5 protein-coding genes are annotated in these 14067 nt (G+C 72.3%); all 5 read right to left on the bottom strand.

All coding sequences use genetic code 11. The annotated features are described in order from the left end of the window. Window positions 1-27: 27 nt before the first annotated feature. A complete protein-coding gene (locus ABZ880_RS12575) occupies window positions 28-5778 on the bottom strand; it encodes an SDR family oxidoreductase (protein ID WP_361260641.1) in 5751 nt (1916 codons plus the stop codon). A gap of 99 nt (window positions 5779-5877) precedes the next feature. After that, a complete protein-coding gene (locus ABZ880_RS12570) occupies window positions 5878-7425 on the bottom strand; it encodes a PfaD family polyunsaturated fatty acid/polyketide biosynthesis protein (RefSeq protein WP_361260639.1) in 1548 nt (515 codons plus the stop codon). Window positions 7426-7453: 28 nt separating this feature from the next. Continuing rightward, a complete protein-coding gene (locus tag ABZ880_RS12565) occupies window positions 7454-8701 on the bottom strand; it encodes a cytochrome P450 (RefSeq protein WP_361260637.1) in 1248 nt (415 codons plus the stop codon). Further along, the gene (locus ABZ880_RS12560; protein ID WP_361260635.1) at window positions 8698-12198 is read right to left on the bottom strand and encodes an alpha/beta fold hydrolase; all 3501 of its coding nucleotides are present in this window, start codon (window positions 12196-12198) and stop codon (window positions 8698-8700) included. The genes ABZ880_RS12565 and ABZ880_RS12560 overlap by 4 nt, the downstream gene beginning before the upstream one ends. Continuing rightward, window positions 12195-14063 carry a fatty acyl-AMP ligase gene (locus tag ABZ880_RS12555; RefSeq protein ID WP_361260633.1) on the bottom strand — a complete coding sequence of 623 codons (1869 nt, stop codon included), beginning with the start codon at window positions 14061-14063 and terminating at the stop codon, window positions 12195-12197. Before ABZ880_RS12555 ends, ABZ880_RS12560 begins: the two co-directional genes overlap by 4 nt. Window positions 14064-14067 lie beyond the last annotated feature (4 nt).

The following is a 14067-nucleotide window of genomic DNA, read 5'->3' as shown; positions in this document are numbered from 1 at the left end:
GCTCTCTCGCTCTCCGATTTCGGCCGGTCAGGACGGGCGCAGGACGAGGGACACACCGAGCAGTTCGGCGCGTACGGAACCGTCCTCGTCGAGGAAGCCGATGTCGCACAGGGCGCCTTCGTCCCGGACGTCCCTGGCCCGGACCACGCAGCGCACCGGGCCGGTCGCCGGGCCGGTGCGGTGCACCCGGTACTCGGCCGCGGACATCGGCAGGGCTGCCCCGCCGAGCGTCGACTCCGCCCAGAGCACGGCGAGTTGGAGACCGCCGTCGGTGACGGCCGGGTCGGTCCACCAGGTCGGCCAGGGCCGGTCCGCGTCCCAGCCCAGCTCGCGCAGCCCGGCCAGGGTGCCGCTCGCTCCGGCGGGTGAGATCCCCTCGATGGAGCGCAGGGCCTGGAACCGGGGGCCGTGGAAGAGGACATGACCGTCGTAGATCTCGGCACGGTCCGAGGGGCGCAGGTCGGTCGGTGCACTCCAGGTCCCGGGAGCGGTCAACTCGGCGGAATCCGCGCCGTAGTGAGCCGTGCCGGTCTCGCCGAGCAGGCGGAGCGAGCCGTCCTCGCGGCGCTGGACTGCGAGGCGGTGTCCGGCGCCGTGCAGGTCGTCGAGGGCCACGCGGCGCAGCACGTTCACGTTGCGCAGAGCGCTTCCGGCCCCGGCTGCACCGGTCAGCCACTCCAGGGCCATCGCCAGCGGCAGCACCGGTGTGCCGGCGATGGCGTGGTCGAGGAGGCAGGGGTGGGAGTCGCCGGTCAGCCGTATCGCGGCGTTCGACGCCCGTCGCGTCGGACCGGCGAAGGCGTCGGCGGCGCCCCGGCCCGCGACGACGACCTGGGTGTCGGGACCCGGGTCCGTGAAGAGCCGTACGAAGGCCTCCGCGCCCGCCTCGACGGGGATCGGCTCGACGCCCTGGCTGCGGAAGCGCTCCTCGAGCTCGGGTCCGACCATCCCGCCCTGCCAGGGTCCCCAGGCGATGGCGCTCACCCGGAAGTCCGGGCGGGCCGCGCGCTCGGCGTAAGTCACCTGGTTCAACACCTCGTTGGCCATGGCGTAGTCGCTCTGGCCGGCGTTGCCGTAGCGCGCGGCCACCGACGAGAAGACGCACAGCGTGTCGAGCGGGTCGTCCGCGGTGGCGGCCAGCAGCGCCCGCAGCCCGCGGGCCTTGGTGTCGAAGACCTGGTCGAACTGGGCGTCGGTCTTGTCGCCGAGCCGCTTGTCCGCGAGCACCCCGGCCCCGTGCACGATCCCGGTGACCGGACCCCACTCCTTCCGCACCTCGTCCAGGGCCGCGGCGACGGCCGCCTCGTCCCGCACGTCCACGGTGAGATGGCGGACCTTGGAACCGGCCGCCTCCAGCGCGGCGATCGTGGCACGTACCTCGCGGGCGGCCAGCACCGCGGCGACGGTCGCGGGCACGTCGGCGGGACTGCCGTTCTCCCGGCGGACCCGCTCCATGACGGCACGCTTGAGGGCCAACTCGTCGGTGGCGGCGCGCAGTTCCGCGGGCTCGTCGTCCAGCGGACTGCGGCCGAGCAGCGCGATCCGCGGTTGGTGGGCGCGCGCGAGGGCCAGCAGGGAGGCCGCGGTGACACCGCGGGCGCCGCCGGTGGCGACGATCACCGAGTCGGGTCCGACGGTCGTGGAGGCGGCGTCGGCCGCGGGTACCTCGACCTCGTGCACCGTCAGCCGGGTGCCGTCGGCGCGCAGGCCGACGTCGAGGGTGTCGCCGCCGGTGAGCAGTTCCCGTACGACGGCTTCGGCGACGGCCTCCGGGGTACGGTCCCCGCGCTCGCAGTCGATGGCCTTGACCGAGGCGCGGGGCCACTCCCGGGCGGCGGTCCGGGTGAGTGCGGCGAGCCCGCCGGACCAGGCGCGGACGCCCGCGCGCCCGCCGGTGCCGAAGTCGCCGCCGGTGTCCTGCACGGTGACGAAGACTCCGGGGCCGTTCTCGAAGCGCGGGGCCAGCGAACGTGCGATGCGGAACGCCTCGCGGTGCAGGTCGAGCGCCTCGTCGGGCGTCGCGGGGTCGCACAGGCCGCCCAGGAACACGACCCCGTACGCATCGCTCGGGACCTCGGCGGCGACCGTGGCCCACAGGCCGTGCGCGTTCAGGCGGGCGGCGACATGGGCTGCGATGCCCTGTCCGTCGTCCGTGACGACGAGCAGGCCACCGTCGAGTCCGGGCGTCTCCAGCCCGGAGGCGGGGACCAGGACGGTTCGTACGGCGTGGTGGACGAGAGGGGTGGTGACGGCGGGTCGGGGCGGGGCGTCCTGCACAGTCGCGGGATCGCCGCCCTCCCTCAGCTTGCCGACGATGTCCCCGACCGTGCGCAGGAAGCCCAGCTCCGACGTCTCCACGGCCGGCAGATCCGGCGCCTCGGCCCGCAGCGCCGACAGGATCTGCACCCGCTTGATCGAGTCGACGCCCAGATCCGCCTCCAGGTCCATGTCGGAGGCCAGCATCTCCACGGGGTAGCCCGTCTTGTCCGCGACGATCGAGAGGAGCAGGTCCTCCAGGTCTACGGTCGGCGGGGTGGCCGGCGGTTCGGGGGCCACGGGCTCCGGTACGGGCGGTGGCGCGACGAGAGCCACCGGAGCAGCAGCCGGAGCGACGGGAACGAACGGCGCTGCGGGCATACTCGGCACCGCCGACAGGGTCGGGGCTGCCGTCACGGTCGGCGGGTCCGGATACGGGCCGCCCCCGTACGAGTCCTCGAAGGCCCGCAGAAACGCCAAGTGGCTCTCCGCCATGAGCCGTTGATATGTCGCATGGGCCTCGGCCGCCTGTTCCTGGTACCGGGCGTGCGCCTCGGCCGTCTGCTGCTGCGCCGCCACGACGGGGTGCGCCGCGGGAGCCACGGCCGCCACGGCCGGAGTCGGTGCGGGCGTCGGCGTCGGAACCGGGTTCGGCGGCGGCAGTTCGGCCGCGCCGCCCGCCGGCGGGTAGGGGCGCCCGTGGTTGCTGCCCTGGATGGGGGTGGTCATCTGCGGCCTCCGGCCCGTCTCTGCTCGGGTGTTGTCGTCGATTGCGTACGGCGCCCACAGCGCGGCGAAGTCCACCTCGACGCCCTGGAGCGCGAGGCGGCCGAGGGCGTCGTGCAGGCTGGTCATGCCGTGGCGGCCCTTGGCGTCGAGGCTCACGGCGAGGTGCGGCCGGCCGTCGAGGATCTCGCCGACCAGCCGGGTCAGTACGGCGCCCGCGCCGACCTCGACGAAGGTGCGCACGCCCGCGCGGTACATGGCCTCGATCTGCTCGGCGAAGCGCACCGGCCGGGCGAGGTGGTCGGCGATCCGATGGCGTATCTCGTCCGGGTCGGACGGGTAGGGCTGCGCGTCGGAGTTGCCGTAGACCTCCAACTCGGGCTCTGTCAAAGGAACTTCACTCAGGAAGTCCAGGAAGGGCTCGCTCGCGGGCGCGACAAGCGGGCTGTGGAAGCCGGTGGCGGCGCTGAGCCGTTTGGCCGTGAGCCCGGCGGCGGCCAGCTTCCGGGCCGCCCCCTCGATCGCCTCCTCGTTACCCGAAATGACGGTCTGCCGGGGGCTGTTGTGGTTGGCCGGCCACAGGCCCGCCGAGTCCATGTCGCCCGCGAGCGCCGCCTCGATGTCCTCCCGCGATGCGGCCACCGCGAGCATCGCGCCGGGCACCGCCGCCGCGTCCCGCATCAACTCGCCGCGCCTGCGGGCCATGCGGACCAGGGTGTCCGCGTCGAAGACGCCCGCGGCGTGCAGGGCGGTCAGTTCGCCGAAGCTGTGCCCGGCGAGGCAGTCCGGGCGTACGCCGACCGCGTCCAGTACCGACAGCAGGGCCAGGCTCTGTACGGCGAGGGCGGGTTGGGCCCACTCGGTCTCGGTCAGCAGGGCCTGCTGGGCGGCGCGGTCGGCGTCGTCGAAGGCCGGGGGCGGGAAGACGACCCGGTGCAGCGGACGGTCCCCGACCTCGAGGTCCGCCGCCCGGTCCCAGACCGCCTGCGCCTGCGGGATGTGCACGGTGACGTCGGCGCCCATCCCGACGTACTGGCTGCCCTGTCCGGAGAAGAGGAAGGCGACGCGGCCGGGTTCGGCGGGACCGGTGGCGTAGTGGATGCCGGTGGGAGTGGAGAAGGCGACGCGCGGCTCCTTGGCGAGCAGGGCCGCCGCTTGGCGGAGCCGGGACGCGAGGTCGGCGGTGCTCTCGGCGGTGACGGCGAGCCGGTGGGCCCGAGCCGGGTCGAAGGCGAGCTGCGAACCGAATGCGGTCGTCGCCAAGTCGCTTTCGTCGGTGGCGAGTTGTTCCGCCTCCTCAAGCAACGCCTCCTGCGAGTCGGCGGCGAGCAGCACCAGCTCCGAGGGCACCGTACGCATCAGTGGGGGCCGTCGGGCCCCGGTCCCCTCCCCCGGGACGTACTCCTCCAGCGTGAGGTGGAAGTTGCTGCCGCCGAAGCCGAAGCTGGAGACGGCGGCGCGGCGGGGATGGGCCGAGTCGCGGATCCAGGGGCGGGTCTCGGTGTTGAGGTAGAGCGGACCGCTGCCCAGGTCGAGCTTCGGATTGGGGCGGTCGACCTTGATGGTGGGCGGCAGCACCCGGTGGTGCAGCGCCAGGGCGGCCTTGAGCAGCCCGGCCGCACCGGCTGCCGATTTGGTGTGCCCGATCTGCGACTTGACGGAGCCGAGCGCGCACCAGGGTCCGTCCTGCCGTCCGGTGTCGGCGAGGACGGCGCGCAGGCCCGTGTACTCGGCGAGGTCGCCGGCCTTGGTGCCGGTGCCGTGCGCTTCGACGAGCTCGACGGTGTCGGGGCCGTAGCCGGCGGACTCGTACGCGCGCCGGACGGCTCGGGCCTGGCCCTCCGGGAGCGGGGCGTAGACGGCGGTGGCGCGTCCGTCGGAGGCGCTGCCGATGCCACGCAGCACGGCGTAGATCCGGTCGCCGTCGCGCTCGGCGTCGGCCAGCCGCTTCAGGGCGACCATGACCAGGCCCTCGCCGAGGATGGTGCCGTCGGCCTCGTCGGAGAACGGACGGCAGTCGCCGGTCGGGGACAGCGCCGGCGTCTTCGAGAAGCACATGTACATGACGATGTCGTTGAGCGTGTCGACGCCGCCCGCGATCGCCATGTCGGCCTTGCCGAGGGCGAGTTCGTTGACGGCGGAGGACAGTGCGGCCAGTGAGCTGGCGCAGGCCGCGTCCGCGGTGTGGTTGGTGCCGTGCAGGTCGAACTTGTTGGCGATGCGCCCGGCCACGACATTGCTGAGCAGCCCGGGGAAGGTCGCCTCCTGCCACGGCACGTAGTGGTCGGCGATCCGCTCGCAGATGGCCTGGGCGTCCGGCTCGGGCACCCCGTGTTCGCGCAACGCCTTGAGCCATACGGGGCGTTGGAGCCGGTTGGACATGCTGTACAGCAGTTCCAGCGCGCCGGTGCCGAGCATCACGCCGACCCGGTCGCGATCGAGGCCGGCCAGATCGCCGCCGGTCGCGTCGGTCAGTACCTGGTCGGCGACCATGAGGGCGAGCAGCTGTGAAGTGTCGGTCGCCTCAAGGGTGTTGGGGGGCACGCCGTACGTGAGGGCGGGGAAGTCGACGGGCGAGAGGAAGGCACCGCGGCGGCCGTAGGTGCGGTCCGGGGCGGAGGGGTCCGGGTCGTGGTAGTCCTCCACGAGCCAGTGCGTGGGCGGTACGTCCGTGATCAGGTCCCGGCCGTGCACGACGGTGCGCCAGAAGCCGGCGACGTCGGAGGAGCCGGGCATCAGGGCACCGGCGCCGACGATCGCGATGGGCACCTGTCGGGGGCGATGGGGTTCGGGCATCGTTTCCACCTCGGTGTTTGAGGCATGGCAGAACATGGGATGTCAGGGCATGGCAAGGCAGCGCGAACGGCGCTGAAGAGTCGGGGCTGTGACGAAGATTCAGGAAAGCGGGCGCGGCGCGAAGGTGAACGCCTCGGCAGGCACCGGTACCCCGTAGGTCCGCAGCTGGTGGGCCCGCGTGAGCACAGCGGCACCCTCCAGCAGGTTGCGAGCGATCTGGACGGCCGGTCGTCCGCCTCTCCCCGCCGCGAGGAAGCTGCCCGCGGCCCAGCGGTTGAAGGCGCCCATGGCGGGTCCGCACCAGATCTGGTAGTCGGCCCGGCGGGCGGGATCGCCGTCGATCGCCCAGCGGCTGGAGAGACCGAGGTACCAGCGGAAGACCAGGGCCATACGGTGCTTGGGGTCCCGCTCGGCCCGGGCGATCTCGGCGGGGTCGCGGCGCCGCCAGAAGCGCTGCACCTCGGCCCAGACCTCGTCGACGGAGGCCCCGAGCACCTGGCGTTCCAGCCGCGCTCGCTCCTCCGGCGGCAGGGCCTCGAGCGACGGATACGTACGGTAGATCTCGTACAGTCGGCTGCCGCGGTTGGCGAACATCGTTCCCCGGTGCAGGACCTGGACCTTGGCGCCGAGCTCGAACATGTCGGCGGCCGGGGCCATGGTCACATCGGCGAGGTCGGCACCGGCGAGCAACTCCTTTGCGTCCTCCGATATCCCGGCCTCGTCTGCGATCTGGTTGACCGTGCCGGTGACGACGTAGGCCGCGCCCAGGGCGTAGGCGGCGGCGACGCTCGCCGGGCTGCCGAGGCCGCCGGCCGCGCCGACCCGGACGGTCCGGTCGTAGCCGTGCCGGGCGGTGATCTCGTCGCGCAGACCGAGCAGGGCGGGCAGCAGGGACACCAGCGGCCGGTTGTCGGTGTGACCGCCGCTGTCCCCCTCGGCCGTGATGTCCTCGGCGACCGGCACCCGAGCGGCGAGCCGCGCCTCGTCCTCTGTCAACTGCCCTTTGTCCACGAGCGAGTTGAGGAGCTCGACGGGAGCGGGAGACATGAACTTCGCGGCCACCTCCGGCCGGGACACCTTGGCGAGGACACGCGTACGCCGGTGGACCCGGCCCGTTGCGTCGGCGCACAGCCCGGTGGCCGAGCAGCGGACGACCGCCGGGGTGAGGTCCATGAAGGCCGACGCGGAGACGATGGGCACCCCGCGCTGCAGCAGCAGCTCGGCCACGCGGTCCTCGACGGCCGGCTCGTTCGGTGAATGGATCAGGTTCACACCCCAGTTGGGGCGGTCGCCGAGCGCGGTGGCGAGTTCGTCGACGGCGGCCTCGACCCGCTCGGGGGCGAGTCCCCCGGCGCCGAAGAAGCCGAGCATCTCCGCGCGGGCCATGGCGGTGACCAGCCGGGTGGTGGCGATGCCGTTGGCCATCTCGCCCGCGATGTAGGCGAATCGGGTGCCGTGCGTCTCGCCGAAGGAGCGGTCACCGAGCCACTCCGGGTACAGCGGCGGCAGGGTGCCGATCACCTCGCCGGGGCCGCCGCCGACTGCCAACCGGCCGCTCTCCGGGTCCCGTACGACATCGACGGGCTGCCGGATCGAGCGGACGGTCGTGGGCAGGGTCGCGGACAGGGTTGTGGGCAGGGAGTTCATGTCATGCCTTTCTCGGTGGCCGGGGCCTTCAGACCCGCACCCTCAGTTCGCTCAGGCCGCGCAGTCCCGTCCGCTCCCGCCACCGGGGCTCCGCGGCCAGTTCCGGGTGCGGGTGTCGCCGCAGCAGGGCCGTGAAGGCGATGACCGCCTCCATCCGGGCCAGCGGTGCTCCGACGCAGAAGTGCGCACCGCCGCTCAGCGCCAGGTGCCGATTGTCGGCGCGGGTGATGTCGAGCCGGTCCGGGTCGGGGAACCGGGCGGGGTCGCGGTTGGCCGCCCCCAGGCTCAGCACCAGTCGCGCGCCTCGCGGGATGCGTACGCCGTGCAGTTCGATGTCCTCCAGCGCGCGCCGTCCCACCGCCTGGGCGGGTCCGTCGTACCGCAGCGTCTCCTCGACGGCCGCCGGTACCAGGCCGGGTCCCGAGGACCGCAGCAGCTCCAGCTGGCCGGGGTGGCGCAGCAGCGCCAGCAGTCCGTTGGCGATCATGTTGGCCGTGGTCTCATGGCCCGCGACCACCAACAGGGCCGCGGTGGACAGCAGTTCCTCCGAGCTCAGCCGGTCGCCCTCGGCCTCGGCCCGGATCAGCCCGCTGAGCATGTCCTCGCCCGGGGCGCGCCGCCGCTCGGCGACCAGCGTCCGGAAGTACTCGACGATCTTCCGCCGGCCGCGCAGGCCCCGCCTCACCGTGTCGGGGGTGACGACCGGGTCCACCAGATGGGCCATGTCCTCGGACCAGTCGCGGACGTCGTCCCGGTCCGCGTCGGGCACGCCGAGCATCTCGCAGATGACCTCCAGGGGCAGCGGGTAGGCGAAGGCCTCGACGAAGTCCCGCTCCCCCGTGCCCCACTCGTCCAGCAGGCGTTCGACGATCCGCTCGATCCGCTCGTGCAGGTAGGCGATGGAGCGAGGGGTCAGCGCCTTGTTGACCAGCGCGCGCAGGCGGGTGTGGCCGGGAGGGTCCATCAGGATCATGGACGGTGTGTCACCGCCGGCCATCCGCTCGGTGTGTCCCTCGCCGCCGCCCGCGCTCCCGGTGTTGCCGCCGTTGTCCGCGCCGAGCCGCGGGTCGCGCAGCAGGGTGCGTACGTCCTCGTAACGGGTGAGGAACCAGAAGCCCGGCGGGTTCCAGTGCAGCGGATCGGCCTCGCGCAGGGCGTGGTACAGCGGGTACGGGTCGGTCTGGACGGCCGGATCGGCCGGGTCGTAGTGCGGGACGGTCGACGGCCGCGGGGCGGCCACCGCTTCGGAGCGTGGCACCGGCTGCGGAGCCGTCATCGCGCACCCCGAAGGCTCGTGCGCGTCGCCTCGGCGACGGCCGCCAGATGCGGGCGGGTGAACATGGTGAAGTGGTTGCCGGTCACGGTGACCACGCTCAACTCCCCCAGTTCGACGGTGTCCCAGCCGTTGGGCGACGCGAAGTGCATCGGCACACGGTGGTCGTCCTCGGCCAGCGGTGCGAATCCGGCCTCCGGTTTGACCAGGACCACCGACAGGTCCGAGGGGCCGGGCTCGTAGAGCGCGAAGGCCCGCAGGCCCGCCTGGTAGGTGCCGACCACCTTGACGAGATGGGATTCGTACGCCTCCGGGTCGCTCGCGCCGAGGGCCAGCGCGATCTCCGGGCCCTGCTCGTCGAGGGGCTTGGCACGGTCGACACCGCAGCTGCAGCTGTCCGCGGCGATGCACGGCATGTGGCGGAGCGCGAGGAGCTCCTCGACGGCCCGCAGTTCGTCGTCGGCGGGCGCGCCACGGCCCGGCAGCGGTACGTAGGTGTCGTACAGGACGACCCGGTGGACCGGTTCGCCGCGTTCCCGCAGTTGCCGTGCCGCCTCGTAGGCGATCATCCCTCCGAAGGAGTGGCCGCCGAGGAGGTACGGGCCGTGCGGCTGTATCCGCCGGATCTCGTCGACGAAGAGGGCCGCGAGGTCCTCCGTGTCGTCGAGGGGCTCCTCCTTGCCGTCGAGGCCGGGCACCTCGAAGGCGTAGCAGGACCGCCCGTCGCCGAGCGCCCGGGCCAGCGAGGTCAGATAGAGCGCGGAGCCGCCGATACCGCCGGCGCAGAAGAAGGGGCGGGACGTGTTGAGGGGAACCAGGTGGGTCGGTGCCGGAGTCTCCTCGCACACGCCCTCGGCGGTGTGCTCGGGTTCCACGAGGTATCGGGCCGCCTCGTCGATGGTGGGCACCTCCATGAACAGGGTGTGCGGGATCCGGTAGCCGAGCCAGTCGGACAGCCGGGCCTGCAGCGCCGCCACCGACAGCGACTCCAGCCCGTACTCCTCCAGCGGCCGGGCGGTGTCGATCCCGGCTGTGGGCAGGCGCAGTTCGGCCGCGATGTTCGTGACCAGCCACTCGCGTACGGCGGTCTCGGTGAGCCCGGCGCCGAGTGCGGGGGCCGTCAGCGTCGGGTCGGGGGTGGTGGTGCGCGGCGGTGCGGCGAAGTGCCGGCGGGCCAGCTCCTGGGCCTGGGCGACCACGCACTCGACGAGTTCGAAGCCGGGCAGGCTGCCCGCGTAGTAGGTGCGCTGCCGGCCCTGCATGGCCTCCAGCCGGTCCAGGACGCCGTCGCGCAGATCGTCGGCGCCGAAGTGCGGCATGAACGCCCACTCGCGGTGCAGACGCACCTCGTCGAGGCGTCCACCGAGTGCCGCAACGTCCTCGCCGAGCAAGGACGTCACGTCTTCCGGGCTGCCGTACGAGTAGAACGTGTGGACGTCGCTGCCCTCGTAGCGGTGGTGGTAGGCGACGCAGTGGCCCGTGGCCGTACGGCTGTCGTTGTGCTGCTTCAGGAAGTGGAAGGCCGAGTCGGGCAGGCCGGAGGCCCGGGCGACGGTGGTGTGGTAGGCGTTGTCCCGGATGCGGGCGGCGAGTTCGCGCTCGTCCTCGGTGGCGTCCAGGACCGGCAGCAGCCGGTCCGGGGAGACGGTGAGGACCAGGTCGTCGGCCTCGATCAACTCCGTGTCCGTACGCACCCGCACGCCGTCCGCGTGCCGCTCGACCGATTCGACGCGCACCCCGAGCCGCAGGTCGCCGAGCTCGTCCGCGATCCGGCTCCAGAGTGTGTCGAAGCCGCCGGAGATCGTGAACGCCCCCAGGTGGCCGAGGAGTTGGGGCTTGTTGCTCAACAGGCCCGTCATCTCGGCGTACTTGACGAAGTACAGCGCGGGGACGTCGTCGTCGAGGTAGCCGTATCCGGCGGCCGTGTAGCCGGTGCCGAAGGAGGCGGCCATCGACTCGAGGCCGTGCTCGGCGAGCCACTGGTTCACCGGGGCGGCGAGAGCCTTCGCGGAGTGCGCGAGGCCGGGTTCCGCGATGTGCGGGAACGCGCGGTCGCGGAGCTCCTGATACCGGCGGAACGCCTCCCCGCGGAAGAACGACGTGTCCTGAGGCGTCGCCTCGCGCTGCTCGACATCGAGGATCCGGTACGGCGTGGTGGGCTCGGTCGGCACGCCCAGCTCGGTGGCGAGCTCGGCGACCCGCTCGTACTGGCTGGTGCAGATGTGGCCGCCGAGGTCGTAGGCGCGACCGTCGATCTCCACGCTCTCGCACTTTCCGGCCACCGACTGCCTTGCCTCCAGGACGGTCACCCGGTGTCCGGCGCGCTCGAGTTCACGGGCGACGGTCAGTCCCGCGGGACCGGCGCCGAGGACGACCACGCGGCGGGCCGCAGTCTCGGTGACGGTCGTGGTGGCGATGGTTCTGCTGGGCCTCAACAGCGCGGCCAGCTCCGGTGGTTGACGCTCGCCGAGACGCGCGTACGACGTCGCCTGGTAGATCAGCGCCCGCAGATGGTTCAGGGACGCGGTGGAGTGCGGGGAGCGGGCGAGGGCGATGCCGAGGTCGGGCGGTGCCAGGCCGGGGTCGAAGGCGATCCGGTTGACCGTCTCGTCGTCGGCGGGGGTGTCCAGGCGCAGGTCGGCCAGGTCGAACCAGGGATGACGGTCCTCGGGCCAGGCGCGCGCCGGGTCGAGGGCGGCCTCGGTGGTGCCGGGAGTGCCGTCCAGGGGGTGGAGCTGGGCCTGGAGGACGTTGCGGACGCCGGTGGTGCGGAGGCGGTTGCGCAACTCCTCGCGGAGGAAGGCGGGTTCACGGGTGTCGCCGGGCGGGCGGGGAATCTCGTTCGGGGCGTCCGGCGGCCACCACAGGTTGCCGTGGTCGAAGTCGCCGCGCTCCAGCGGTTCGTCGACCGGGTACACCCGGAAGCGGATCAGCCACTGCCGGCCGTCCTCGGCGACGAAGCCCTGCGGGACCTGGGAGTAGAAGTCGTATGTGACATAGCACCCGGCGGTCCGGATGTTGTTCCAGATGATGGCCCGGACCTCGGGCTTCTCGCCGATGTTGCGGGCGCGTTCCTCGGGCGTGCCGAAGCTGCGGCGGAAGATCTCGGCGGTGGAGGCGAAGAAGGTCGGGCCGGTGTTGAAGGTGAGGTCGAGCAGACCGTTCTCGCCTTCCAGCAGCCTGAGGGTGAGGCCACGGACCGTCGGCTTCACGTCGTCGGTGCCGACGGAGTTGCTGTAGCGGGCGAGCACGGGGAAGCTGCGGCCGGGGCGGAGGAAGCCGTGGGCGGGCAGCTGGGGGCTGTCGAGCACGGTGAGCGTGCCGCGGGCCGCCGTCGACGTCGCGTGGAAGAAGCGGTCGCGCCGGGTCGCGGAGGCCACCGTCAGCGCGGACATGTCGATCAGGACGCGCCGGAAGTCGTCGTCGACGTCGTACATGCGGGGGTCGCGGGGTCCGGTGGCGAGGATCAGGCCGTTGCCGTCGGCGTTGCTGGGGTTCATGAGGCCTCCTCGGTGAACTGGCCGGTGTGCTCTGCTCCGTGCACCGACACCAGGAGCGTGCCGGGCTCGCGGTCGATCTCGCCGCTGCGCAGGGCCGCCTTGCACACCCGGCGCCGCACCTTGCCGCTGGTGGTCTTGCGGACCAGGCCGGGGCGGCCCAACACGACGGTGTGGCAGGAGAGTTGGTGGTCGGCGTAGACGAACTTGCGGACGGTGGCGCAGATCTCGGCGGCGAGGTCGGCGTCGATCTTCTTGCGGGCGGTCTCGGCGAAGACGACCAGCCGTTCGGTGGTGTCGCCGTCGTCCGCGAGGTCGCCGGGGAACGTCTCGTCGGGGCCGAGGGCGAAGGCCACGATGCCGCCGGGGCGGATGTCGGGATGGCACTCGCGGACGCTGTCCTCGATGTCGGAGGGGTAGACGTTGCGTCCCCGGACGATGATCAGGTCCTTGATCCGGCCGGTCATGAACAGCTGGCCCTCGTGCAGGAATCCGAGGTCGCCGGTGCGCAGGTACTCGGTCGGGTCGTCGTCGCCGGTGACGGTCGCGTGGAAGATCTCGCGGGTCGTCTCCGGGCGTCCCCAGTAGCCCGCGGCGGTGGTCGAGGACCGTACCCAGATCTCGCCGACCCGCGCGGGCGGGCACGGGACGCGGGTCTCCGGGTCGACGATGCGGACACGGTCGCCGGGCTTGCTGGAGAAGCCGCAGCCGTAGTACTCGACGTGCCGGCCGAGGTCGTACGACGTCCCTTCGACGGGTACGACCTCGCCCTCCGCCAGCGCCTGCTTGTCCAGCCGCAGGACACCCCGGCCGCGGTTGGTGACGCTCGCGGTGTTCTCCGCGAGACCGTAGGCGCCGTAGAACACGTCGGGCCCGATGCCGGTGACGGCGAACGCGTCGAGGAAGGCGCGGATGGTGCGGGTGCGGATGGGTTCGGCGGCGGTGACGGCCATCTCCAGGGAGGAGAGGTCCCAGCCGGCGCGCATCTCGGGGGTGGTCTTGCGGAGGGCCAGTTCGTACGCGAAGTTCGGCGCCGAGGTGATGGTGGCGCGGACGCGGGACATGACGTCGAGCCAGATCCAGGGCCGCTGGAGGAAGGTGAGCGGCGACAGGATGTGGGTCGTCGAGTTGCCGATGGCGGTGCTGAGGAAGACGTTGATCAGGCCCATGTCGTGGTACTGCGGGAGCCAGAACACGCCTTTGGTCTCGTCATTGAGGCGCAGGTCGACGACGTTGGCGGCGATCTCGTGGACGAGGTTGCCGTGGGTGACCATGACGCCCTTGGGGGTGCCGGTGGATCCCGAGGTGTACTGCAGGAACGCGGTCTCGCCGGGGTCGGCGGGTGCGTTCCAGGCGTCGGGATCGCAGCCGGGCCCGCCCCTTCTGCCGGGGCGGCGGTCGGTCCGATACCAGGGGATGCGGGGCCAGTTGTGCTCGGAGCGGCCGAGGAGGCGGCTGACCGAGGAGGCCTTGCGGGAGCGGTCGAAGAGGGAGTTGGTGAGAGCGGCCGTGGCGCCGGAACTCTCCACGACGGCGTTGAAGCCGGCGAGGTCGCGGCTGAGCCGGAAGGGGTTCGGGGGGTACACGGGCACGGGCAGGACCCCGGCCGCGAGGCAGCCCATGAAGGCCTTCAGGAAGTCGAGGGAGGGCGGGTAGACGAGGACCGCGCGGTCGCCGGGGGCGAGTCCCCAGGACCGCAGGGAGCGGGCGATGTCGTCGACGGCCTCGGCGAGTTCCCCGGCGCGGAGCGTTTCGGCGTCCTCGCCGTGGTCGTCGACAAAGGTGAAGAGAAGCCGGTCGGGCTCCTTTTCATAGAGATCCCTCAGAGCGGATAAAAGGGAATTTCGCTGTGCGATGACGAACGTCATTGGG

Origin of the sequence: Streptomyces sp. NPDC047043 (assembly GCF_040644055.1) — a bacterium.
Classification (GTDB): Bacteria; Actinomycetota; Actinomycetes; order Streptomycetales; family Streptomycetaceae; genus Streptomyces.
Note: the sequence above shows the minus strand (reverse complement) of the source record. Positions and strands in the feature narration are given on the sequence as shown.

Bases quoted from the DNA above. Each gene is read 5' to 3' on its own strand.
- ABZ880_RS12575 (WP_361260641.1), bottom strand. From the start codon at position 5,778: ATGCCCGAACCCCATCGCCCCCGACAGGTGCCCATCGCGATCGTCGGC.
- ABZ880_RS12570 (WP_361260639.1), bottom strand. From the start codon at position 7,425: ATGAACTCCCTGCCCACAACCCTGTCCGCGACCCTGCCCACGACCGTC.
- ABZ880_RS12565 (WP_361260637.1), bottom strand. From the start codon at position 8,701: ATGACGGCTCCGCAGCCGGTGCCACGCTCCGAAGCGGTGGCCGCCCCG.
- ABZ880_RS12560 (WP_361260635.1), bottom strand. From the start codon at position 12,198: ATGAACCCCAGCAACGCCGACGGCAACGGCCTGATCCTCGCCACCGGA.
- ABZ880_RS12555 (WP_361260633.1), bottom strand. From the start codon at position 14,063: ATGACGTTCGTCATCGCACAGCGAAATTCCCTTTTATCCGCTCTGAGG.